The organism is Vibrio sp. QJM3NY_35 (assembly GCF_057785915.1).
In genome coordinates this window covers 2402483-2427599 of the sequence record NZ_CM173507.1, presented here as the reverse complement: position 1 = coordinate 2427599, position 25117 = coordinate 2402483, and the positions used below count along the sequence as shown (strand labels likewise).

Sequence of the window (25117 nt, the reverse complement as noted above, 5' to 3'; positions counted from 1 at the left end):
TATGCCTTTTTTGTTAAATGTCGATTTAGCAAAGCGGGTTTGGTTCGCCAGATACTTACCTTTACTAACAAAAACAAGAAGCAATCATGGCAGATAACAAAGACTTTCAAGACCCGTTTAATGTATTCTATTTTTTAGGCTTTCTAGCCGCATTTTTAATGATCCCATTGCTACCAGCAACACTTACGTTGATCCGTGTATTCAATGGTTACGCAACATTCTAGTTAAGCTGTCGTCGCTGATTAACGATAGCTAACTCAAGGAGGCCACAATTAGCGTTCGAGTTTTAAGTCTCAATATTGCTGGTGGCCTTTGCATATTTCTCGCAGTTCTAGGGATAGTTTTACCTGTTCTGCCAACCACACCTTTTCTCCTTCTTGCTAGCGCATGCTTCATGCGAAGTAATCCGAAAGTTCATAAATGGATGCACGAGCACAAAACGCTGGGTCCTTTACTGAACAATTGGTACCAACACGGTGCCGTAACCAAACAAGTTAAAACGCGCGGCGTATTCTTTATCTTGTTGAGTTTTACGTTATCCATCTACTTTGCCCCTATCATGTGGGTCAAGGCCTTCCTAATTTGTGTACTTGTTATTCTTCTCACATGGTTTATGCGACTTCCAACTCATGAGTTGGTTGCTGACAGCAAAGAAAATCACTACCATTAAGCCAGTGTGCCTGCTTGTATAGCGGGCGTTTATTATTTCAGCAATCAGAGTTATGACTCTCGTTGCAATGAATACCAATCGTACCTTTCCTTAATTCCAAGCGTTGATGTTTGATTCGTTGACGAGAGTTTGGAAAGCGGCCTAATGAAGTGCATAAGATTATGAACACAGAAAAAATCTCTCTGATCAAAGCAAGCATCAAAAGCATTCCTGATTACCCTAAAGCGGGTATTTTATTCCGTGACGTAACAAGCTTGATGGAAGACCCAGCGGCTTACAAAGCGACAATCGACTTGCTAGCGGAAACATACAAGGACATGGGCTTTACTAAGATCGTTGGTACTGAAGCTCGTGGTTTCTTATTTGGTGCGCCTTTGGCACTAGAGCTAGGTGTTGGCTTCATTCCTGTTCGTAAACCGGGCAAACTGCCTCGTGAAACTGTGGCACAATCTTATGAGCTTGAGTACGGCACAGATACGCTAGAAATCCATACTGACGCTATCGTTGAAGGTGATAAAGTGTTGATGGTTGATGATTTGCTAGCAACGGGCGGTACGATTGAAGCAACAACAAAGTTGATTCGTCAGCTAGGTGGTGTGGTAGAACACGCTGCATTTGTTATTAACCTTCCAGAAATCGGTGGTGACAAGCGCTTACAAGGCTTAGGTCTAGAAGTGTTTAGCATCTGCGAATTCGACGGCCACTAATCCTTTTCGGAATTATTCATGAGCTATCTTGCGTTAGCGCGAAAATGGCGACCAACCAAATTCAAAGAAGTGGTTGGTCAAGCCCATGTTTTAACAGCATTAGAGAATGCCCTTAGCCAAAATAGGTTGCACCACGCGTACCTATTTAGCGGAACACGCGGTGTCGGTAAAACGACCATCGGCCGCTTGTTTGCTAAGGGACTTAACTGTGAAACAGGCATTACTTCAACCCCTTGTGGTGAATGTGCAACTTGTAAAGAGATCGATGAAGGTCGCTTTGTTGACCTGCTAGAGATCGATGCGGCATCACGTACCAAGGTAGAAGATACCCGTGAGCTTCTGGACAATGTTCAGTACAAGCCAGCGCGTGGTCGCTTTAAGGTTTACCTTATCGATGAAGTACACATGCTTTCTAGGCACAGTTTTAACGCGCTTCTAAAGACGTTAGAAGAGCCGCCTGAGTATGTGAAATTCTTGCTCGCAACGACTGATCCGCAAAAGCTTCCAGTGACGATTTTGTCGCGTTGTCTGCAGTTTCATCTTAAGCCGATCAGCGTTGATAATATTCACGAGCAGCTCGATCATATTCTTGAACAAGAAGATGTGACGTCTGAATCTCGTGCTCTTGGAATGATTGCTCATGCTGCTGATGGCAGTATGCGTGATGCGCTAAGCCTTACAGACCAAGCTATCGCATTGGGTAATGGCAATGTCGTAACAGATACTGTTGCTCACATGCTCGGAACACTGGATACCGACCAAGCTATCCACTTGCTTGAAGCGATTAGCAGTAAGCAGCCGCAACAAGCAATGGCGTGTATTCAAAGCCTTGCTGAGAACGGTGTTGAGTGGGACGGTTTGCTGAATCAGCTTGCGACTCAACTGCATCGTCTTGCGATGTTCCAAGCTTTGCCATCTACACTAGATAAGGCACAGCCTGACGCTGAGAAGCTTGAACTACTGAGCAAAGCGCTTAGCCCACAAGACATTCAACTCTACTACCAGATCGTGTTGAAAGGTCGTGAAGACTTACCATTGTCGCCAACCGCTCGCGTTGGTATTGAGATGGTGGTTTTACGCATGTTGGCATTTAGTCCAGCTGAACAAGCGGTTGCTACGGCAATCTCGACTCAGTCGGCAAACCCTGCGCCAGTTCCAGCAGCTCAAGCTCAGAACGTTGCTCAGTCAGTGAGTCAACCTGCGCCAATGGCAGCTCCGAGACAGCCTCAGATGCAACAACAGGCGCCTCAACAGCAAGCTATGCAGCAGCCACCCGTGCAACAGACTCCGCAGCAGAATCCAGCACAGTATTCAGATTCGCAAGGTTACGCTGAACATTCAGGCAACCAAGGTTATCCTGAGCAGGATTACCCGCATAGCCAGTATGACGCGCCTCCTGCTTATGATGAGCGTCCAAGCTACGGTGCAGAGCAGCCTCAGCAGCAACAAACGAATTATCAAAACCAGAGTCCGGTTCAACAGCCAAGCGCTGCACCTTCTGCTCCGCAAGAGCAGCCAGCGCGTGCAACTTCGCCTGTGAGTGGTTTACGCCACCAATTACGTTCTCAACGTAGAGGCAGTTCGGCAACAGAAAACAAAGGCTCGGCGCCAAAAAAGGCTAAAGCGACACCTGCTAAAACTTCAGTTCTTGATCGAGTTGCTCAGCAACACGGTGGTTCTGAGCGGGTGTCGCCAGCTTCTTTATCATCCTCTTCGACAGAAAATGTGACCAACGATAATGAACCTTATCGCTGGAAACCGTCTAAACCTGTAGTGAAAGAGGTGAGCAAAGAGCTTACACCTACTCAGATCAAGCGTGCGTTGGAGCATATTAAGACACCAGAAATGGTCGATAAATTGCTTCAAGAGTCGATTGCTCAAGATGAATGGTCTGCCACGATTCAAAAGCTAGAGACAGCCAAGCTTGTTGAACAGTTAGCATTGAACTCAGTGTTTGCTAAAAACGACACATCAATCACTTTAACGTTAAGATCGAGCCAAGCTCATTTGAATACGGACCGTGCACAGAGTGAGTTATTGCAGTCTCTCAATACTGTGCTTGGGGAAGAGTGTCATTTGAGTGTTGAAATCGGTGATGGTGGAGAAACGCCGCTAGAATTACGAGAAAGATTGTATCAAGGTAAGTTGAAAGACGCATTTACCGCTTTAGAAAACGATGCCAACGTACAGTTCATTGAAAGACGTTTTGCCGCTGAACTCGACAGAGACAGCGTTCGTCCTATCTAGAACGTTTTCTTGTTTAGTGACCGGCGTATCATCCCAGATAAGCAAATCTGAGAACTGAACATCGAGGGGTTGAATCACACTGTTTTAACCCCCATTTAAGCTCGTATAGCTTAATTAATTTTAATAAACCAATTAGACCAGAGAGTATTAACATGTTTGGTAAAGGCGGTATGGGCAACATGATGAAGCAAGCCCAGCAAATGCAAGAGCGCATGCAAAAGCTTCAAGAAGAAATCGCAAATATGGAAGTTACAGGTGAGTCAGGTGCTGGCCTTGTAAAAGTAACGATCACTGGTAGCCACAGCGTTCGCCGTGTTGATATCGATGAAAGCCTAATGGAAGACGATAAAGAGATGCTTGAAGATCTTATCGCTGCTGCTTTCAACGATGCGGCTCGTCGCGTTGAAGAAACTCAAAAAGAGAAAATGGCTAGCGTAACTGGCGGAATGCAACTTCCACCAGGTATGAAGATGCCTTTCTAAGTAACTTATTCTTAAAGGTTAATTCAGGTGGTGGTTTGTATTGAACAGGCTATTACTTGAAAATTAGAACGGTTAAATATGCGTACCAGTCATATGCTGGAGCATTTGATGGAGGCCTTACGTTGTCTACCTGGGGTTGGACCCAAGTCGGCGCAGCGTATGGCCTTTCATTTGTTACAGCGCGATAGAAAAGGCGGCCTACAGTTGGCTGAAGCTCTTAGCCAAGCAATGACCGAAATTGGTCACTGTAATGAGTGCCGTACTTTTACTGAAGAAGATACTTGCCACATTTGTACCAATCCTAAACGTCAGGAAAATGGTCAAATCTGTGTAGTAGAGAGCCCTGCAGACATTGCAGCTATCGAAGCAACTGGCCAATATTCAGGTCGTTACTTTGTATTGATGGGTCACCTTTCACCACTTGATGGTATTGGTCCAAGTGACATCGGTCTTGATGTTTTGGACTACCGCCTGCGTCGTGGTGATATCTCTGAAGTAATCCTAGCGACTAACCCAACAGTTGAAGGGGAAGCAACAGCGCATTACATTGCTGAGCTATGTAATACCCATGAAGTGAACGCTAGCCGTATCGCTCATGGTGTTCCCGTTGGTGGTGAGCTAGAGCTGGTGGATGGCACCACGCTTTCGCACTCCTTACTCGGTCGTCATAAGATCTAAAAAAGCCGCTTAGTGAATCATCACTAAGCGGCTTTTTCTTTTATTGCTTTAGGCGCTTTTTCAGCGCTTAATCCGAACCTCTCACCGCTTTGTATATCATCGCGCCAATCACGGCACCAATAATCGGTGCAATCCAGAATAGCCACAATTGCGAAACGGCCCAATCACCGACAAACACAGCCACGCCAGTACTTCGAGCAGGGTTCACTGAGGTGTTGGTTACAGGAATACTGATAAGGTGAATCAAGGTCAAACAGAGACCAATTGCGATCGGTGCGAATCCAGCCGGTGCTTTCGAATCAGTCGCGCCCATGATCACGAACAGGAACACCATGGTCATGACCACTTCACAGACCAGTGCGGCAGTTAGTGAGTAGCCGCCCGGTGAGTGTTCACCGTAACCATTTGAAGCAAAGCCAGATGCCGCAGCGTCAAAGCCTGCTTGGCCTGAAGCAATCACGAATAACACACCACCCGCGATAATACCGCCAATCACTTGGGCAATAATATAAGGCGCAACATCTTTGCCATCAAAGCGACCACCACTCCATAGGCCGATGGTGACAGCAGGGTTGAGGTGGCAACCGGATATATGACCAATAGCGAAAGCCATAGTGAGCACGGTTAAACCAAAGGCAAGGGAAACTCCGAGTAGACCAATTCCCACATCAGGGAAAGCCGCGGCTAAGACGGCACTACCACAACCGCCCAACACCAACCAAAACGTACCAAACATTTCTGCGATATACCTATTCATAACGATCCTTATTAATCTGTACCAGTATCAACAAGATAGTTTAGATTTCGCAGAAGTGTGAAATCTTGTGTATATAGTTGAAAGAAAGAACAGAGAATCTTATGTAATCACTTCGAACTCGCACTAAAGATCGTTAAGGTCAGTCGTATTCTATCGCTATTTTAGCAAGCAAGAGTGACCTGATAATTAGCCGTATTTGTGTCAGTATTCGTTTTATTTAAACTACGATGAGTTGATAAAAATTAAGTAAGTTCTACTTCTACCAACACCCCAAAGTGATCTGATACAACCGGATAAAAATCGTGATTAAAAATCACCTTATGCTGCTTTACCACTACAGGCTGATTACTAAGCACTAAATCAATGCGTAGCGCTTGGCTATTTTGCTCCCAACCATCAATGTTTTTAATGACAGTGGTTCCATCATCTTTGATTTCAGCAACTTCATAACAATCCATCAAACCGCGTTGTAATACGTAATCATAGCCTTCATTACGTATATGGCTTGGGTTGTTGAAATCGCCTAATAGAAAGCTCAACTCTGTTGGTAAAGTTGCCTTGATTCGGTCGAACTGATCCTCAAATGAGTTCTCTGAGTCATTCCACCAGCCACAATGACAATTATAAAGATTAAAATCACCCTGTTGAGAGGTCACTTTAATACGCACTGCTCGCCGATGTTTCCAAAAGCTCACATCATAGTTATCACTTAAATCAATGACCTCATGTTCGACAATCGGTAGTCGCGTTAAAAATGAGAGTCCCTCTTGATATACTTCATAACTTTGATGAACGAAATCCCACGTAAGTTGGTAGTGATGACCGTATTCCATGAGTTTTTTCTGTAATAAATAACCATAGTTATTCGCCAACACAGTGTGATTGGTTAATATATTGGCATCAACGGCCGGGCTATCTTGATGTTGATTCACTTCCTGTAATGCAACCACATCGCACCCTTGCTCGATAATGGCTTGCGCGACCACATCTAACTTTTCTAGCTGTTTTTCTTCTTGCCAGCTGTGGGTATTTAGTGTCATTAACTTCATTATTATTCACTTATTTATTCTAGTGAGATAAAACGCAGCGCAAGGCTGCGTTTCTCGAGGTTATTTGATCTAAAAAGAATTACGCAGGTTGCGCTGAAAACTTCTGAACTAGTCTAGATTTAATGACATCCACCCCAGGGCCATAAATAACTTGTACTCCCTGTTCTTTAACCACAGCTCCAAGTGCTCCCGTAGGCTTCCATAGTGAATATTCAGCAACCAACTGCGGATCATTAACTGTAATGCGCAAGCGAGTCATGCAAGCATCAATCTCAGCAATATTGCCACGCCCGCCTAAATTCTGAATAATAATGTCAAGCTTCTCATCTTCCGACATAGCTTCTGAGCTTTCATCCAGGTAGTTACCCATACGACCCGGTGTTGGTAACTTCAATTTCACGATTAGGAAGCGGAACAATCCATAGTTAACCACAAAGAAAACAATAGAAACTAATGCAAAGCGAACCAGATCACCACCGATGCCCGCTGAAACCATCATAGGTATACGAGTGAGTAACTCAATCAAACCAAAGGCATGTACACGTAGGTCCATCACATCGACCAACGCAAATGCAACCCCTGTTAATACCGCATGCGCAACATATAAAACAGGAGCAATAAACATAAACATGAATTCAATAGGCTCTGTCACACCGGTTAATAACACGGCAAGACACGCAGATAAAAACATTGGCTTATATTGTGCGCGCTTATCACTATCAACACAGTGATACATCGCAAGTCCAATACCAATCAATGAAGAGGCTGCGATAATAACTTGGCCTGCTTTAAAGCGTGCTGGGTGCACCGTATCTAACAGGTGTTGGTAAGTTGTCGGATCGCTTAATTTAAGATTATTTAAATCGCTAACCCAAGCAAGCCATAATGGATCTTGACCATAAACACTTGAGCCCGCATTCATCCCAGTCAAAAGCTCATAAGTACCACCCAACTCGGTGTAATTCATTGGAATAGTTAAAGTGTGGTGTAAACCAAATGGCAGTAATAAACGCTCTAACGTACCATACAAGAAAGGAGCAGTGATCGGCGCAGTGTCTTTAGAGGTAGCAATCCATTGACCAAAATCATTAAGCGCACCTTGAATTAAAGGCCATATTACAGATAAACCAAACGCAATAATCAGCGAATAGAAAATAACAACAAAAGGCACAAAACGCTTACCGTTGAAAAATGCTAATGCCTGAGGTAAGCGAGCGAAGTCATGATAGCGGTTAAATAAGTTGGCACCTAAATAGCCAGACATAATACCGATAAACACACCCATATTTAGGGCAGGAGCACCCAAAATATTCGTGAAGAATTGAGAGACAGGTAGCTCAGAACCAAATAGGCTCATCACAACCGCTTCTGGGTCACTGAGCATAGCGTTATCCACGCCCAATATAACCCCAGTGATACGGTTGATTAAGATGAAGGCAATTAGCGCGGCAAATGCGCCACCTGCACGCTCTTTTGCCCACGAGCCACCAATCGCGACCGCAAATAATAGGTGAAGGTTAACAATGATCCCCCAACCTATGTTTTCCATTATAGCGCCTAGTGTTTCAATGGCACCAAACCCACCCGCATACATTGCGACCACTTTACCTAGTGATATCATGATACCAGCGGCAGGCATCACCGCGATAACAACGATAAGGGACTTCCCAAATCGTTGCCAAAAATCAAACGATAGTAACTTACTCATAAATAGTTCCTTGATTTAAATACAGGCTAACGTTATCAGCGCCTAGCCATAAATATAATTTAGTGCTTTCTTGCAAATATATACGCGGCATAAGCGGGGGCTATTTGCGTTGTTATAAAATCTGAGCGAACGTGTTCGTTGTTAATATTCTGATTATCAAGCATTAACTCGCCTAATTGGGTGCAGTCGATATCAACAACGCTCTCTTGTGGACTTAAATTGGTAATAATGGTCCATGTCATATCTTGAGCAACACGTTGATAAACATAGATATTAGGATCGTTAGCTAGCAGTAATTGATAACGGCCAACCACTAAGCTTTCATGTGACTTACGCAAAGCAATCAACTGCTTATAGAAACCTAAGATCGAATTTGGATCTTGCTGTTGTTGCTCAACATTGATATCTGCATACTGTTGATTCACCGAGAACCAAGGTTGCACCTCAGAAAAACCGGCAAAATCCTGGTCATTCCATTGCATTGGCAAGCGACTGTGGTCGCGGGATACTTGATTTAACAAGGCTAAGATATCGGCATCGCTCTGACCTTGTTGCGATAGCTTTTGAATTAAATTTCTCGCAGACACATCGTTAAATTCGTCAAGAGAAGTAAACTGATGATTTACCATACCAATCTCTTGGCCCTGATAAATAAATGGAGTCCCTTTCATCAAGAAATAACAACTCGCTAACGCGGTAGCACTGGCATACCTAGAGTTAGGATCGGCAAAAGTATCAATACTACGAGCTTGATCGTGGTTTTCTAAATAAAGCGCATTCCAGCCTTTACCTTCTAAGGCATCTTGCCAACGCGATAAAATGCGTTTGAACGCCACGAGATCAAAATGCTCGTTGCTTTGTTCTTCCGACCATAGCTTCATGTGTTCAAACTGAAAAATCATGTTAAAAACACCACCTTGATCGTGCTCGGTCGCTTCAGCAACCCAAGGCAATGCGTTGTCGGCCGTCACCCCATTGGCCTCACCAACGGTCACAATATCAAAAGGCGAAAACGCCTGTTCTTTTAACTCATACAGGTGCTTTTCAATACCTTCAACATTCATGTGATAATCGAATGAAGAGACATACTTTTCACCCTTTGGATTGGGTAAAGAGGGTAAACCAGTTTGTTTCTGAATATGGCTAATTGCATCGACACGGAAACCATCAATACCACGCTCCAACCACCAATGAATCATTTTAAATAGTGCTTGTTTTACTTCAGGATTTTCCCAATTAAGATCAGGCTGCTTTTTAGAAAATAGATGTAAATAATATTGTGCGGTTTTGTCATCATATTCCCATGCACTACCATGAAAAATACTTTCCCAGTTATTAGGTTCGCAAGTTGGTTTTTCATCTGTTGACTCACAACCATCACGCCAAATATACCAATCACGCTTAGGGCTATCTTTGTTGTCTCGAGATTCGATAAACCATGGATGCTCATCGCTAGTGTGGTTGATGACTAAATCCATAATAATGCGAATGCCACGTTCATGAGCAGCCGTGATTAATTTATCCACATCCTCAAGGGTTCCAAAGTCAGGATGAATCGCTTGATAGTCACTGATATCGTAACCGTTGTCATCATTCGGTGATGCGTAGAATGGGCAGATCCATATTAAATCAATGCCCAAATCAGCAAGATAATCCAGCTTAGCAATGATTCCATTGATATCGCCAATGCCGTCCTGGTTTGTATCATAAAAACTACGGGGATAAATTTGGTAGGCAGTTGCTTTCTTCCACCACGCGAGTGGTTTTGAGTGTAGATTATTAGCGAGTTTCATCGGTTATACTATGTGTGTTATCGTTAACACACAGTGTTAAATGGAACCTATTTGGACTCAATACAATTTCAGAGAAACTGTGAACTTTCTCTCATTCTTATGTCGAATGTGCCTTCAACGGAACTGAAATCGCGCTTGAGCAATTTTTTGACAGCTTGGTAGCCCACTTGATAGTAGTTAAAAGCGACAGTAGTCAGGCTTGGGACTAACAAATCGCTGTAGTCATAGTCACCCATGCCTACAATCCATAAGTTATGACCAATCTTGAGTTGCTGTTCTTTGGCGCGACGATATAAACGAATGGCAATATTATCGGTGGCACAAAAGTAGACATGATTAGGCTGTAATTGAATTGCCTGGTAGCCAGCTTTGTCCTCCGAGTTGGCTAGAGCTTGTAGTGAAAAATTCAACTCAGGGACGGTGTCAGTAATGGTGGCTTGCATCAACTTAGTACGGCTGGAAAGCATACGCTCATCATAAATATAATGTACGGCTGCCAGCGGTGCCTGCTGTTGTTTTAACTGAGTGATGGTTTGGGAAACGAGTGCTTTAATTGCAGCATGGTCGGGGTAATATAAACAGCAATGGTGGGGGGTGTTTTTACCAATAAATAACACATTGTCTAAGGTTTGATAAAACGTCTCTTCGACACTGTGCTTTGAAGCAATAATAATAGTGCCCAATGCATTTAAGCCATTAAACTCTCTCACAGCTTGGCATTCTGACTCATGGTTAAATCCTGAGGCATGAAAAAGCATTCGTACTTGTGATTCATTGGCAGCCGCCAGTGCCCCTTTAATTACTAAACTCGTTGTATACGACTCAATGCGAGGAGCAACGAAACCAATAATATTAGATTGGCTACGAATGGAACGAGCAAATATATTAGGGGTATAATGATTTTCTTTGACGATAGCATCAATTTTAAGGCGATTTTCAGCCGAGACATAACCGTCATTAAAGTAACGTGACACGGTCATTGTTGAAATTCCAAGCTGTCTTGAAATCTCCGCCATGGTCATTTTTTTACTCATCACATTTTCCTTCCATAATGTATTATTGCCATATTATCCAATATATTGGCTGACAACAAAGTAAATAAAAACGCTACCTGATGATATACACATAGTACTTCAAGTTTATAAGGTATTGTCCACTTCTCGACCTGAACTGAATGCCCGTAGTCACGGCCTTGCTCGCTAAGGTTTTCAGTGCAACGACTGCTAATTTAAAAATGGGCAGGAGACATCACCGACGTAGTTACAAACAAATGTTGGCTATAATTAGTTGCCATTATTGACCTTTATTCAAGGCAAGTTATTGGTTGGTTTATGGGTACGAGAATGACGGCCTCACTGGTCTGTGATGTCTTATCGATGGCTTTATTTCGCCGAGATTTTCCTGAAACGGTTATTACTCATAGCGAGGTAGTCAGTACTGTTCGAAAGACTATTGAGGTCTTATAAGCACCTATAACCTAAAGCAAAGTATGAGTAGGAAAAGAAATTGCTGGGATATAGAAAAGGGCTAATACGCTTAGGTTATGGCTTCTAACTCGATAAGGTTATCAAGGGCTTCTTGGTCGGTTTTACCACAAATGACAGGGCAAGCTTTGAACTGGTGACATACTTTCGGGCGTGAAGGTTGACCAAATAATTTGCATAGGTCTTGCTCATTTAATTGGATGCAGCGTACGCCAGCAGGCTTACCATTAGGCATTCCAGGAATAGCAGATGTAATACTTGGAGCGATACAACATGCTCCACAACCTAGACGACATTCCATCAAATTAAACTCACTAAATAACAGGGTGCGCGATAGTAGCAAAAAATGATGAGAGTGACAGCTGTTGATTGAATCAAAGAATGAACAATTATTATCCTTGAACTTTTTATGGGCTAGCGGTATAACACGCACCCCAGTAAAAGAGTAATAAGTAATCCTATGACGAATCCATTTTGGCAAGAAAAGACACTAGAACAGATGACCGAGAATGAGTGGGAATCACTTTGCGACGGTTGTGGTAAGTGCTGCCTGCATAAACTAATGGATGAAGATAGCGATGAAGTTTACTACACCAATGTGGCGTGTAGCTGGTTAAACGACAAAACATGTTCGTGTAAAGACTACCCGAACCGCTTCACTTCAGGTGAAGAGTGTTTGAAGCTGACTCGTGACAAGATCGATGAGTTTCACTGGCTACCAGACACTTGTGCTTACCGCCTTTTATCAGAATCTAAGCCGATTCCTGAATGGCACCCGTTGATCACCGGATCAAAAACAGAGATGCATGCAGCAGGTGAAAGCGTTCGTAACAAAGTGGTATACGAAATTGATGTTGTCGATTGGGAAGACCACATCTTAAACCACCCAAACCGTTAAGTATTATAAAAACAGCCGTTCTTTAGCGGCTGTTTTGCTATTTGGCGCCGCCTAAAATTAAAAACTAACTTACTTAACTTAAAGGCTTAAAACAAAAAACGCCCCGGAGGGCGCTAAAGTTAAACGAGCAAAAAAGATTCAGGCTAGTTTACTTGTTGTTTAATGTACTCACCCAGTTCTGAGTGGTGCATGATTTTCGAAACTGGCAGTATCTTTTCAGCAGGACCCCAAGCAAACACGTTCACTGGTGTGTGAGTGTGTGTACCTGTACCCCAAACGATGTTTTGACCGGTTGCTTGTTCTCGAGCAAGTAGGTTGCCACGGTCGTTATATGGGAAGAAAGCATCGAAATCGTTGATAGCAGGCACTTCTTCTGCCGATAAGTATTTGTGCTGAGCCAATCGGTATGGGTTCGGTTTACTGGCTAATACGTTTTTCGCTTGTTCCGTTGTGATAGGGAACTCACTGTTTTTGTTGACGATCTCAGCCAGCTTTTCAGGTGTTTGCAGCGCTTTATCCAGCTTCTGAAATTCGCTGATCATGCCGTAGTAGCTTTGCTTCTGATTGTATAGACCATCAAGAATATCGAATGCGCCAAAGTTAAAGTTAGGTGCATAGTCGCGATCGGCGAAGGCTTCGCCAGAACGTTTCTGAGGTTTTGGTAGGTCGTTAGAAGAGTAGCTGAAGCCGAAAGAGCCTGTTTCGTGGTCTGCGGTCACAATCACGATCGTGTCTTCACGATCTTTTGCCCATTCGTACACCGTTTGTATCGCTTCATCAAACTTGAGCAATTCATGCAGCATGGTGCCTGCATCGTTACTGTGTCCCGCCCAGTCGATTTGGCCACCTTCGACCATTAGGAAAAAGCCATCTTCATCTTTAGATAGGATGTTGAGCGCTTTTTGTGTCATCTCTTTCAGGCTTGGCTGAGTTCGTTCGCCACTCTTTTTCTTGTTGCTGTAAGCGATGCCATCATCCATACCTGAGTAGGCGAATAGACCAAGTAGTTTATCGCCCTTAGCGTCGTCTAGCATGTTGCGATTAAACGCGAGTTGGTAGCCGTCTGTCTCTGCTTCAGTCAGCAGGTTACGGTCGTCTTTGCGCTTCGATTTGAGATAAACATCACCTTGAGTCAGTTTTTCAAGTTGCTTATAGGTTTCACCTTTGTCGTTGGTCGATTTAGGGATCCAATGACGCAGTCCTCCAGAGAGCATCACATCAACGCCCGTTGCTAACATATCAGATGCAATTTGATTCTCTAAAGAACGGTGAGGTTGGTGAGCGGCGAAAGAAGCAGGGGTCGCGTGAGTTAAGCGTGTGTCTGAAACTAAGCCGGTCGCTTTGCCTGCTTTTTTCGCTTTCTCAAGTACTGTCTCAACATGGTTACCCTGGGAATCGATACCGATCACCTCTGAACCGCTGTAGATACCCGTTGCAAGCATGGTCGCAGAGCAAGCTGAATCCACTACGATTGCGTCTTCCGGATGCGTTAGGGATGAACCAATAACCCCTTCTTGAGCAAGTTGATAAATGGCCGTTTTGTTCCCGTTATAGATTGAATTTGGCGCTTGGTTTGCGTAGGTTTCCAATAAGCCAACTTGTTGAGGCCCCATGCCGTCACCGATCATCAGAATGACATTTTTGATTTCTGCTGAAAGTACGTTGAATGAGAGTGTAGAGGTTACCATTGCGGTAACAATTGGTTTCATAAAGTGCTTCATTAGTTGTCCCTTTTTATATAAGCGGGATGATTAGAACACCTATTTGTGTCAAAGTCGTTTCACATTTGTTTCATTAATATAAAATTGAGCAATAACTCAAGCTTTTAGAAAAGCATAAAAAAAGGCTCACATTTCTGTAAGCCTTTGTCGTATTTAGGAGGGTCCAAATCAATGGACTGTGTCATGGCTAATGTCAAGCAATCGGTAAGTCTGCAACCACCTGGTTGAACGTGATACGAGCATTCTGAGCTTGCTCAGATAACTCGATCTTTTTCGCTTGTGCGGCACTAAGATTACTCTCGGCCTGCTCAAGTGCTTGTTGTAGGTTCTCTGGTAACTCGTGAGTTTCCATTTGTGAACCTTGTTCTAGCACATAAGCGCGAATTTCTTTCTTCACTGCGGCAAGTTCTGTGTAAGCAACACGCTCAAGTTCTGCAGCTTCTTGTGCTGCATCTCTCTCTTTCTCAAATTGAGCCAGCGCCATACCTTCAGCAGACCAAGGGTCCATGTCTGGCAGTTCTTCGATGTTGATCGTTGGCTCGATGTACGCATCTTGATGGCGTAGGTCGAGGTTAGTCGCACGTACCGCTGAAATCATCAGCATGACAGAGATAGCAAGCAGCGGTAAGCCACCAACAATCGCCGCCGTTTGTAGCGTACTTAGACCGCCCAAGAACATCAGAATCGTTGGCAAGAACGACAGAGTGAATGCCCAGAACATACGGTTCCAGCGCATTGGCTCTTCAGTCACGTTGTTTTGTACAACAGACGCCAGGATGTATGAGATCGAGTCAAATGTCGTTGCCGTGAAGATAATACACAGCATTGTAAATACAGCGATAACCAGCGTGCTCATTGGCAGTTGTGCAAGCATCGAGAAGATAGCTTTGGTTGCGCCTTCAGCATTCAAAATCGCTACTACATCCAGCTCACCAGAAAGCTGCAGTGATAGGCCGTAGTTACCTAAGATCATGAAGAATAGGAAACAACCTAGAGAACCAAAGAAAATCGAACCTGATACCATTTGTTTGATGGTTCTGCCGCGAGAGATACGCGCAACAAACAGACCCATACTCGGTGCAAATACTAGCCACCATGCCCAGTAGAAAATCGTCCAGTCTTGTGGGAAGTGAGTGTTTTCGAATGTACCGTAGCCACCAAATGGTTCAGCCCACGTTGCCATCACGAAGAAGTTAGACAGTAGACGACCAATTGAGTCTAAACCTGTTTCTAACATGAAGATTGTTGGACCCGCGATCAGAACGAAAGCTAACAGGCCCATTGCACCCCAGAAGTTGATGTTACTTAGGATCTTGATGCCTTTTTCCAATCCAGCATAAGATGAGTAAGCAAAAATCGCAGTACACACTAAAAGCACCATCACTTGCGTTAGGTTATTTTTAGGTAGACCAAATAGGTGATTCAGACCTTCAGTGATTAGAGGTGCAGCTAAACCTAGCGTTGTTGCTGCGCCGCCTAATAGACCGAAAATGAATAGGATATCGACGATTTTTCCAGGTACACCTTTACTGCGGTGTTCACCAAGAACAGGCATTAACGCACTAGAGATCTTGAGAACTGGCTGTTTACGTACATAGAAGAAGTAAGCAATAGGAATCGCAGGGATCAGGTAGATAGACCACGCGATTGGTCCCCAGTGGAACAAACCGTAAGTTGCAGCCCAACGAACCGCTTCTTCACTGCCCGGCTCTAGTTGGAAAGGCGGTGATTGGTAGTAGTAAGCCCACTCAATACAGCCCCAGTACAAGATACTTGCACCGATACCGCCACAAAATAGCATTGCAGCCCATGATGCTGTTTTGAATTCAGGCTCTTCATCAGCTTCTCCCAGTTTAATTTGTCCCATATCACTGAACACAACGTAAACCATAAATGCACAGGCAGCGAGGCCTAGCGCAAGATATAAAAATCCAAGTTGGTCCGTCATGAATGTTTTCGCAACCGCAATCCAGTCTGCGCCCTGTGCAGGGAACAAAATGAGCGGGAAAACTATCGTGAGTAGGAGTGCAATCGCACCAAAGAAAGTAGGCTTATCAATAAGCTCAAAAGTGTTTTTCACGAGTATTATTCCATTAAAATGAGAGCGGAATTATGGAATGAACTCGTTTTTTAGACCAAATCGGGTCTGTTGTCGTTACGACAAATCGCTTTAATGCAGAGAGGAAAGTGCAGTAACCGAGGGGAAAGTTAGATTAAGGCAAGTAGAATGCCACCCACGGTTGCCGCTGCGGATAAGTATTGCCCAGCTGAATAAGAACCATCGTCCTCTTCTTCAATCTTATCTGGGTGATCCATACCTAAAGCGCCATGAGCAAATGACTCAACCTTATCGGTAACGGTCTCGTTTTCAGCTTCGACTTTCTTGGCTTCTTTATCGATTTCTTTAAGGGCAGATAATAGGGCTTTGCCTTCATCAGAAAGCTTGACGGTATTTTGTTCAACCTTAAGCGGTGCAGGCTTTTCAGCTTCAGTGCTTTTAGCTTGTACATTCATTTGCGAAGGTGAATACAGCTGAGTATTACTCGTTCCTACTGGCGTCATATCGCTCTCCTTACCTATCCTTAAATATAGTATCGGCAGAGGTGTGAAAAACTTGTGCAATTAATCATCGATAGTGATGTTTTTTATTCGCACATTACATTTTCGTCTGCTTGGTTAAATCGTCTATTTACTAAGCAAGTCTTGTGCCGATAAGAATGTTTGATTTAGATAGAGTTAGGATGAATGACGGGAACGTGATCAAGTTTTGACGATGGGCTAATTATCTAGGATTAGCCCATCGACTCTTTAGCTTAGAAGAGTGGATCAACAGACCTTACTCACATTCTAGGCTAGCGCTGCGTTTTGACAGGTGCTTGTATGCCTTCATTCGGTTCTCTTTCTTTACAAAGCGAGCCGGTGGCGAGAGAACTTCAAGCTGATAGTCACTGCTATCCGCTGAAATCGCTTCAACTGGGCTGATGATGGCAATTTTCAAATCAGGGTTACGACGTAGAATCGATGCTGCAGTGCCTAAACCACCTTCGGTGTGGAACTTACCGGCCACATGAATCACCTGTTGGTCTGGGTTTGATGCGAGGTAATCAACAATCGACTCTGCCATGGTTTCGTCCCATGTTACTTGAGCCGCAAACTGTTTTTCTGTTTGCTCTGGTGTTCCGTGATGCATCGAAGCCATGAACTTTTCTTTATAAGGGCTATCGCCAGTATCCACTTCTGAAGCAATCCATTGACGTTGTTCCGTCGTTAGCTGATCTAGATACGATAATCCTTTACGGCCGATACACTGTACAAAGGGTTTTGGTGCGTTTGCCGCAATGATATCGACGTCGTTGGTTTTAGCGAACTCCACTAACGCGCGGTAATCACTTTCGTAATTTGGCCAAGCAGCGGCTTGAGACATAAGAACTTGTTCGCCAATCTCATCATTTAGGTATCGGTTTAATGTGTCTTGATGCTCTCGAGTGAACTGTTCCATTGAAAGCGCAATGTTTGATGTCGCGTTAAAGCGCGCTTTTAAAAAATCGGTTTGGAAGCGGTGAATAGCAGAATGAGTGTGCCATTCGCCAATAAGAATTACATCAGCGTCAATTAGCTGTTTAGGTAATGCATCGAGAGGAAGCGTTTCGCCTTGTGGAGAAGCGAACTGGTAGTCATAGAATGTGGAAACAGATTCCTTTTGAGTCACTTTTTGAGAAGTGTCTTTTGCTGGTTGATTAGCACAAGCCGTGAGAAGAGTCACTAATCCGATAAGAATAATACGTTGCATGAAATGCCTCCTTGAAGAACACGCATACTAAAGGAGGCAAGATAAGAATTCAACGCAAACGATAATCAATATCAATTAAATTTGTTTGCGATACACTCGCAGCATAAAGTCAGCTTCACAGTTGAATTGCTCGGCTTCGGTGAGTTGTTGTTTAAACTCTTCACTCGCCTTCCAAGCAAACGGCGTCATCTGTAGCAGGTCGAATGCATCTGACCCCGATAGTTCCATCATATAGTTTAGTTGCTCTTGGTGTTCAAGAGTAAAACCTTCGATCACATCAGGATCTTCATCGTGTAAACGCACACCATCATAAATGGCATCACGCAGTTGATACAGGTGTCGGCTAGCTGGTGTCACTGTTATCACGACACCATTGTCTTTAATTGTGCGTTGAAGCTCTTCTGCTTTACATGGTGCATAAATGCGTAGAATGCCGTCTAAGCTTTTTTCAGCAAAGGGTAGGCGATGGCTTGATGCAACTGAGAAATCGACAGCAGGGTAGCGTTTAGCGGCGTATTTGATAGCAATTTTAGAAATGTCTAGGCCAAAAGTAGCGCCATTCTTTTCTTTAAGGTTTACCGCAATTTCGTTGGTGTAATAGCCTTCGCCACAACCAATATCCAATAGGGCAGGAGCCGTATCTGGCAGGTAGCGAGAGCAGAGTGCAACAACGGCTTGGCGCATTGGATCATAGTGGTTACCTTCAAGGAAGCGACGACGTGCCTGCATCATCTCTTTGTTGTCACCTGGATCTTTTGAGCGTTTGTGGTGCGCAGGCATCAAATTGACATAGCCTTCTTTCGCTAGGTCGAACTGATGGTTCTTTTCACACTTAAACGTACGATCGTTTTGAGATAAAGGTTGGTGACACAAAGGGCATTGGTAAGTCATTGCGAACTCGAGGTAGAAATTTCAAGTCCAAAATTTTAACAGGAAGCATAGTGGGGCGCTAGAATAAACGCAGCTGTGTTGATTAACGGCAATCCTAGAGTCGATAGAGCCAGTCCGAGAATAGATAGAGCCAACGCATGGTTGGGTTGGCTCTATTGGTTATGAGCGAGTCGCTGATAAAACAGAGAACTCAGATTCTAGCTAAAGAAGTTAACTTGATTTTTCAACGATTCCGCTTGTTTCTGAAGTTCATCAGCACTGTGAGAGGTCTTAGCGCTGGTTTCACGGCTCTGCTGGTTGAGGTCGCTTATCGCATGCGCGTTTGCCGCAATTTCTTGAGAAACCTGAGCTTGCTCTTCGGATGTCGCAGCAATGGTTTCAGCTTGAGAAGCAATAGATTCAACTTGAGAGGCAATCGACTCTAGTGCGGTGCCTGCTTCTTGCGCTTTATCGAGTACTTGGTTGGCATTCGATTGGCTTTGCGTCATCAGGTTTACGGCATTGTGGGTCGACGATTTCAGCTTCTCGATGATGCTTACCACATCTTGGACTGATGTTTGAGTTCGATGAGCCAATGTTCTTACTTCGTCGGCTACCACTGCAAAGCCACGGCCTTGCTCACCCGCACGTGCCGCTTCTATTGCAGCGTTCAACGCAAGTAAGTTGGTTTGCTCTGCGATGTCATCAATCATCTTAGTAACAGTTTGAATACTTTCGCTATCAGAGCTTACTTGCTCGATGGCCGATGCGGATTTGTCTAATTGATCATTCAGCTGGGCGACATCAATACACACACCTTCAACGACTTCTAAACCTTTCTGGCTGTCTTCATTGGCAAGGCGCACATTTTCAGCAATGCTGTTCACTTGCTGTGCCACTGATTCAGCAGAGGTGGCCATCTCTTCTATAGCGGTAACGACTTGCTCAACCTGTGCTTGCTGGCGGTCAGATTGACTCAGATTGTGACTGGCATCTTGTGACACACTGCTCGAGCTGTTCTGTACTTGGTCACTGGTCGCACGAATCTCGCCCACGAGTGTATTCAACTGGGCTGCCATGTTGGCAACGCCGGTATTTAGGTTGCTGATTTCGTTCTTAGTCTGCTGACCATTGTTTGGAATATGTAGGCTTACTTCGCCTTTTCCTAAACGCAGCATGTACTCGTTTAACGTGGTTAGCGGCGTCAGTGTGCGGTTTAACACGAAGGTTAACGCGATGATGGTAGCCGCAGCAATTAGGGTAGCAATAATGGCGATGAGCTTCAGTAAATCGTCACTGCCTTTGGTCACTTCTTTAATGAATGTACCGCCAAGCAGTTTCCAATCCCAACCCGGAACTTCGGTGTATACCAGGTACTTCTCACCAACCGTTTCTTGATACTGATATGGGTATAGAATCAGCCCCGATGGCTGTTCAAAAATTTGATAAAAAGGTTTGTTACCGTCGTAGTCAGCAACATCAACAATCGATTTACCACCACCAACGTTCGTGGGGTGCAGTAAGTACTGACCTTGATGCTCTTTCTCGTTATCGACAATAATGGTATAGCCCGTATCACCCCAAGAAACCGAGCGTAAAGATTCAAACAGACTTTGAGTCGCGTCTTCTACTGGCAAACCAATGAAAGAAACACCGTTTACTTTGCCTTGAGTGTTGATCAAAGGCGCATAGTAGGTAATGTAACGTTGGCCGAAGAGTTTAACTTGAGAGTAATAAGGTTGGCCACTTTTGAGCTTGTTATAGCCCGGATGGTCTTTCCCTAGTGTAGTCGCAACAACTCGTTCACCTGAAGGTTTCTTGAGAGAAGTCGACACACGAATAAAGTCATCGCCAAATGGGGCAAATAGGGTCGCTACGGCGCCAGTGTCGCGGGTAAAGCTATCGACCAGTTTAGTGTCGTTGATTAGGCTCTCACCATATTGAGTCATGTTTGGAATGGAATGGCCGTTGAATTCAACGTCATAATTTTCAACATAAACACCTGCTAGGTAACCGTTACGAAAAGTGGATTCTAAAACTTTGGCGGTGTGCAGGTAGGCGTCGAACTGACCAGAGATGGTTTTGGCCATCGCTTCGACTTTTGATTGGTGTTCCCTTAACGTGTTGTCTAATAATACCTGTGAGGCATTGCGGTACACGAGTGTTGCAATGGAACTAAAGGCGATAAGCAAGCACAGCAAAATGACCAACTTAAGTTGGAAGCCAACACTTTGATTTTTGTATTTATCGAGCATGAATTCACTATCCTGTCTTCATTGAGGTGTTGTTAAGTAGTTTTCATTAAGTTTGTTATTGAGCGTTCTATCATAGGAACTTATTTATCAGCAGTAATTGATAATAATTAATGAATTGACAGTTATATTTATAAATTGGAGTAATGAGAATAAATGTGGCGTGGATTTAAACGGAGAGGGAACAAGTTTGCATTAGGTCGTTGTTCACTGGATGATGCGAGTGAGGCTAAAGCCAATAAAAAATGCAGCTCAATGAGCTAACACTGATCATTTAAGCATTTTCCTGATCAGTTGAACGATCCTACAGATGGTTAACAATACCCTTAAGCACTTTTGTTTAAGGGTATTTTTTTATGCTGTCACACTGGTTAATCGATGTTGACGATTTTGCTAATCCAGAATCTCTTTCTTTGTTCCAAAAAGACCTTCCGCTAGATTGGATAAACCAAGCTTTATCTGAAACGAATAAAGCGAGTATGCGCCGTAGAAAGCTACCCGCAGAACTCGTTGTATGGTTAGTCGTTGGTATTGGTCTATATCGAGATAGACCGATTACCGATGTACTCGATAAGCTCGACCTCAAATTGTCTAATTCATTGGGTGAAACGATTGCACCTAGTGCAATTCCTCAGGCAAGAAAACGCCTCACCGCTAAGCCTTTAAAGTCATTATTCTCAATCACAGCAAAGCACTGGACACAGTCGGAAGATGCGGGTGATAAATGGAATGGTTTGAGCCTATTTTCAATCGATGGCACACAGTTTAGAACTCACGATAACCCAAGCTTAGCTGAGCATTATCAATATGTTTACTACCGAAAAGACAGGCACACTGAGTACCCAATCGTTCGAATGTGCGCACTCACATCACTACGGAGTCGCCTTATTCATGATGTGGCTTTTGGGGATAGTTCTAAAGGTGAAATCAGCTATGCAAAAGATTTAATTTCATCAGCAGTTCCGAATTCATTGACCATTTTTGACCGTTGCTACTTGAGCGCAGAACTAATGCTTAACTGGCAACAAGAGCATGGAACAAGCCACTGGATGACGCCAATAAAGTCAAATGTGAAATATGAAATCATCGAGCAGCTCGATGATGATGGGCGAGATCTGATTGTGGAGATGAAAGTCTCTCCCCAGGCTAGAAAACAAGCCCCGAGTCTCCCTGAAACGTGGAAAGCTAGGCTAACTCTATATCCCGATGACGTTGAACAGCAACCCAATCATATACAAGGGCTGCTAACTTCTCTAACAGATAGAAAATACAGTTTAAAATCATTATTAGATGTGTACTTCGAAAGGTGGGAAATCGAGAATAGCTATGGCGAGATTAAGCATGACATGCTTGGAGATGAAATCCTGCTCCGCAGTCAATCTGTAGAGGGTGTAGAGCAAGAGATATGGGGTATCCTTATCGCGTATAACTTAATCCGTCTGGAGATTAGCCGAATAGCAAAAGAGGCTGAAGTCTCGCCACTTAGGATAAGCTTTACGATGGCACTTCGAGATATTCAAGATGAGCTAATGTGGTGTGCTATCGCCTCCCCAGGTTCGGTTCCCAAAAAGCTGCGAGCAATGAGAGAGCGAGTGAAACGTTATATTTTGCCCGAAAAACAAAAACGGCCCAAAGATAGGACCGTTCGTTTTAGTAAGACTCGCTACACTGTGCTATCTAAACACCTTAAATGATAGGTGTTGGCTCAATGAGCTGCATTTTCTTAAATTAAATTTGCGATAGGCTTAGTGTGAAGAGATCACTGTAATAAGCTGGTGGCTTTCGCCAGGCTGTAATGTTTTGCCTGCTTCTAGGCTTGGTGCGTGCAGTGTTGATTCAACACATAGCATGGTTAGGTAACCGTCGTCTTGCATGTCACCCATACCAGCAGCACCTTCGGCCCACGGGTTCCACAGTACTGCAGAATTATGACCGTGGTTTTCAACCGTTAGTGTGCGATCCTGCTTTTTGTCAGCAACTAAGATTTGCGCTTCTGGTTGCGTGTAAACGCGGTCAATCGTGTCGGTCAGTACCAGTTCAGAACCACCTTGGCAGATTTTGCCGTCTTGCAGGCTATCAATGTACTCAGCGCCCATACCTGTGGTTGTTGTGTTATGGATGTCTGCAACGTTTAGGTAAGTGTGTAGTGCGCCAGAGAAAGTCCATGGCTGAGAATCAGTGTTCTTCACGTCCAGCGTTACTTTTAGCTGCTCGCCGATCTCAACATTCAAACGTGCATCGAACTGATGAGGCCATACTGCTAGCGTCTCTTCGCTTGGCTTCAGACCTAAGCTAACAATCACGCCAGCTTCGCTTTCACGGTGTTCAACCAATTGCCATTCACTTGAACGGGCAAAACCATGTGCTGGTGCTGCAATACGACCAAACCAAGGCCAACATACTGGAATACCACCACGCAGAGCCGTTTTACCGTCGAATTTAGCTTGTTGGCTCATCCAAATCAGGTCTTCTTGACCTTGCGGTTGGAATGACACCACATGGCCGCCAAACAGTGAAATCGCTGCGTTTGCTTTATCGTGGATAATGCGAACCAGTTTTACACCTTCGTGTTCAACGATAGTCACGTTGTCAGAAAGTACCGCTAGTGTAGGTAGAGTAGATAAATCCATTACATGATCCTTCTAAGGAAATTGAATTCAAATGCTGACTAGAGTGATGCTTGTGTTTTCATGAGTAACAAGCAGAGTCCGTATTAGAATTGAATTTTGCGTTTGGGCTATCTTGATGGGCTTAGATAGACGCGGTTTAAAAGATAGCAGGCATTAAAAAGGCGACACTAAGGTCGCCTTTTTCAAAGTCTGCTCAAAACAGTCTTCGCTAATGCTTATCTAAAGCGATTTCTAAAAAGAAATTACTTAGAGATGTGAGCGATTAGGTCTAGAACTTTGTTTGAGTAACCGATTTCGTTGTCGTACCAAGATACAACTTTAACGAATTTGTCAGTTAGAGCAACACCAGCTTTAGCATCGAATACTGAAGTTTGAACTTCACCGATGAAATCTTGTGATACTACTTGGTCTTCAGTGTAACCAAGAACGCCAGCCATTTCGCCTTCAGAAGCTTCTTTCATTGCAGCACAAATTTCTTCGTAAGATGCAGCTTCTTTTAGGTTAACTGTTAGGTCAACTACAGATACGTTAGCAGTTGGTACACGGAAAGCCATACCAGTTAGAAGGCCGTTTAGTTCTGGAAGAACAACGCCTACAGCTTTAGCAGCACCAGTTGAAGATGGGATGATGTTTTGAGAAGCACCACGGCCACCGCGCCAGTCTTTAGCAGAAGGGCCATCTACAGTTTTTTGAGTTGCTGTAGTAGCGTGAACTGTAGTCATAAGACCAGACTCAATGCCCCACTTATCGTTAAGTACTTTAGCGATAGGTGCAAGACAGTTAGTAGTACAAGAAGCGTTAGAAACGATGTCTTGACCAGCGTAAGATGCTTGGTTAACGCCCATTACGAACATTGGAGTTGCATCTTTAGAAGGACCAGTAAGAACTACTTTCTTAGCGCCAGCAGTGATGTGCTTACGTGCAGTCTCGTCAGTTAGGAAAAGACCAGTTGCTTCAGCAACTACGTCTACGTCGATAGCATCCCACTTAAGGTCTTCTGGGTTACGCTCAGCTGTAACACGTACAGTTTTACCGTTAACGATTAGGTTACCGCCTTCAACTTCAACAGTACCGTTGAAACGGCCGTGAGTTGAGTCGTACTTAAGCATGTATGCCATGTACTCTACGTCGATTAGATCGTTAATACCTACTACTTCGATGTCTGCACGCTCTTGAGCTGCGCGGAATACGAAACGGCCGATACGGCCAAAACCGTTAATACCTACTTTGATAGTCATTGTAGTTGCTCCACAACTTAATTTCTGATTAAAGATAACTGGTAGTAAAATTACAGAATCCAGTATACATCTGCAATAGATAATCCGACTTAACTTGTTTAATGTCAAAAAAAAGCGACGCTTTTCTTAACAATTGGGTGTAA

Annotated in this window: 22 protein-coding genes and 1 pseudogene; 9 read left to right on the top strand and 14 right to left on the bottom strand. The window is 44.0% G+C overall.

Annotation, left to right across the window (positions count from 1 at the left end; translation table 11 throughout):
* Positions 1-86: 86 nt before the first annotated feature.
* The 6 genes from AC3CH3_RS10825 to recR all read left to right on the top strand — a co-directional run bounded on the left by AC3CH3_RS10825 (position 87) and on the right by recR (position 4784).
* On the top strand, positions 87-224 hold the full coding sequence (locus AC3CH3_RS10825) for a hypothetical protein (protein WP_017067606.1): 138 nt from the start codon (positions 87-89) through the stop codon (positions 222-224).
* Positions 225-298: 74 nt separating this feature from the next.
* The gene (locus tag AC3CH3_RS10820) at positions 299-670 is read left to right on the top strand and encodes a YbaN family protein (protein WP_029405514.1); all 372 of its coding nucleotides are present in this window, start codon (positions 299-301) and stop codon (positions 668-670) included.
* A gap of 161 nt (positions 671-831) precedes the next feature.
* On the top strand, positions 832-1377 hold the full coding sequence (gene apt, locus AC3CH3_RS10815) for an adenine phosphoribosyltransferase (protein WP_019823185.1): 546 nt from the start codon (positions 832-834) through the stop codon (positions 1375-1377).
* Between the two features lie 18 nt (positions 1378-1395).
* The gene (dnaX, locus tag AC3CH3_RS10810; RefSeq protein WP_488537139.1) at positions 1396-3624 is read left to right on the top strand and encodes a DNA polymerase III subunit gamma/tau; all 2229 of its coding nucleotides are present in this window, start codon (positions 1396-1398) and stop codon (positions 3622-3624) included.
* Positions 3625-3776: 152 nt separating this feature from the next.
* Positions 3777-4106 (top strand): YbaB/EbfC family nucleoid-associated protein, encoded by a 330-nt coding sequence (locus AC3CH3_RS10805; protein WP_017062338.1) that lies wholly within the window; start codon positions 3777-3779, stop codon positions 4104-4106.
* Positions 4107-4184: 78 nt separating this feature from the next.
* A complete protein-coding gene (gene recR / locus AC3CH3_RS10800; protein WP_488537138.1) occupies positions 4185-4784 on the top strand; it encodes a recombination mediator RecR in 600 nt (199 codons plus the stop codon).
* A 67-nt stretch (positions 4785-4851) separates the two neighbouring features.
* Here the strand turns inward: recR and aqpZ are convergent, their stop codons facing one another.
* The 5 genes from aqpZ to AC3CH3_RS10775 all read right to left on the bottom strand — a co-directional run bounded on the left by aqpZ (position 4852) and on the right by AC3CH3_RS10775 (position 11125).
* Positions 4852-5541: an aquaporin Z gene (aqpZ, locus tag AC3CH3_RS10795; protein ID WP_019823191.1), complete on the bottom strand. Its 690-nt coding sequence runs from the start codon at positions 5539-5541 to the stop codon at positions 4852-4854.
* Positions 5542-5783: 242 nt separating this feature from the next.
* Entirely contained in the window at positions 5784-6590 is an 807-nt protein-coding gene (locus AC3CH3_RS10790) for an endonuclease/exonuclease/phosphatase family protein (RefSeq protein WP_019823193.1), read from the bottom strand.
* Positions 6591-6669: 79 nt separating this feature from the next.
* Positions 6670-8298: a PTS transporter subunit IIBC gene (locus tag AC3CH3_RS10785; protein WP_019823195.1), complete on the bottom strand. Its 1629-nt coding sequence runs from the start codon at positions 8296-8298 to the stop codon at positions 6670-6672.
* 59 nt (positions 8299-8357) lie between these two features.
* Positions 8358-10091, bottom strand: coding sequence for an alpha-glucosidase (locus tag AC3CH3_RS10780; RefSeq protein WP_488537137.1), 1734 nt, complete (start codon positions 10089-10091; stop codon positions 8358-8360).
* A gap of 68 nt (positions 10092-10159) precedes the next feature.
* Positions 10160-11125: a LacI family DNA-binding transcriptional regulator gene (locus tag AC3CH3_RS10775; RefSeq protein ID WP_017070321.1), complete on the bottom strand. Its 966-nt coding sequence runs from the start codon at positions 11123-11125 to the stop codon at positions 10160-10162.
* 140 nt (positions 11126-11265) lie between these two features.
* Here AC3CH3_RS10775 and AC3CH3_RS10770 point away from each other — a divergent pair.
* Positions 11266-11607 (top strand): annotated as a pseudogene (locus tag AC3CH3_RS10770) (DDE-type integrase/transposase/recombinase); the annotation flags it as partial.
* A 20-nt stretch (positions 11608-11627) separates the two neighbouring features.
* Here the strand turns inward: AC3CH3_RS10770 and AC3CH3_RS10765 are convergent.
* On the bottom strand, positions 11628-11876 hold the full coding sequence (locus AC3CH3_RS10765) for a YkgJ family cysteine cluster protein (RefSeq protein ID WP_017059389.1): 249 nt from the start codon (positions 11874-11876) through the stop codon (positions 11628-11630).
* A 159-nt stretch (positions 11877-12035) separates the two neighbouring features.
* Between AC3CH3_RS10765 and AC3CH3_RS10760 the strand changes: the two genes are divergently transcribed.
* Positions 12036-12473 (top strand): YcgN family cysteine cluster protein, encoded by a 438-nt coding sequence (locus AC3CH3_RS10760; protein WP_017059388.1) that lies wholly within the window; start codon positions 12036-12038, stop codon positions 12471-12473.
* Between the two features lie 143 nt (positions 12474-12616).
* Here AC3CH3_RS10760 and AC3CH3_RS10755 read toward each other — a convergent pair whose 3' ends face one another.
* From AC3CH3_RS10755 to AC3CH3_RS10730, 6 genes are all read right to left on the bottom strand, one after another.
* Positions 12617-14194, bottom strand: a complete 1578-nt coding sequence (locus AC3CH3_RS10755; RefSeq protein ID WP_488537136.1) for an alkaline phosphatase — start codon at positions 14192-14194, stop codon at positions 12617-12619.
* Between the two features lie 193 nt (positions 14195-14387).
* A complete protein-coding gene (locus AC3CH3_RS10750; protein WP_488537135.1) occupies positions 14388-16274 on the bottom strand; it encodes a BCCT family transporter in 1887 nt (628 codons plus the stop codon).
* Between the two features lie 128 nt (positions 16275-16402).
* A complete protein-coding gene (locus tag AC3CH3_RS10745) occupies positions 16403-16756 on the bottom strand; it encodes a hypothetical protein (RefSeq protein ID WP_488537134.1) in 354 nt (117 codons plus the stop codon).
* 274 nt (positions 16757-17030) lie between these two features.
* Positions 17031-17984, bottom strand: a complete 954-nt coding sequence (locus AC3CH3_RS10740; protein WP_488537133.1) for a ChaN family lipoprotein — start codon at positions 17982-17984, stop codon at positions 17031-17033.
* A 75-nt stretch (positions 17985-18059) separates the two neighbouring features.
* The gene (rlmA, locus tag AC3CH3_RS10735; RefSeq protein WP_488537132.1) at positions 18060-18875 is read right to left on the bottom strand and encodes a 23S rRNA (guanine(745)-N(1))-methyltransferase; all 816 of its coding nucleotides are present in this window, start codon (positions 18873-18875) and stop codon (positions 18060-18062) included.
* A gap of 197 nt (positions 18876-19072) precedes the next feature.
* Positions 19073-21109, bottom strand: coding sequence for a methyl-accepting chemotaxis protein (locus AC3CH3_RS10730; RefSeq protein ID WP_488537131.1), 2037 nt, complete (start codon positions 21107-21109; stop codon positions 19073-19075).
* A 353-nt stretch (positions 21110-21462) separates the two neighbouring features.
* Between AC3CH3_RS10730 and AC3CH3_RS10725 the strand changes: the two genes are divergently transcribed.
* Positions 21463-22800, top strand: a complete 1338-nt coding sequence (locus tag AC3CH3_RS10725) for an IS4 family transposase (protein WP_488537130.1) — start codon at positions 21463-21465, stop codon at positions 22798-22800.
* A gap of 51 nt (positions 22801-22851) precedes the next feature.
* Here the strand turns inward: AC3CH3_RS10725 and AC3CH3_RS10720 are convergent, their stop codons facing one another.
* Together AC3CH3_RS10720 and gap are read right to left on the bottom strand one after the other, a co-directional pair.
* Positions 22852-23736, bottom strand: a complete 885-nt coding sequence (locus AC3CH3_RS10720; protein WP_488537129.1) for a D-hexose-6-phosphate mutarotase — start codon at positions 23734-23736, stop codon at positions 22852-22854.
* 242 nt (positions 23737-23978) lie between these two features.
* Entirely contained in the window at positions 23979-24974 is a 996-nt protein-coding gene (gap, locus tag AC3CH3_RS10715) for a type I glyceraldehyde-3-phosphate dehydrogenase (protein ID WP_017059382.1), read from the bottom strand.
* Positions 24975-25117 lie beyond the last annotated feature (143 nt).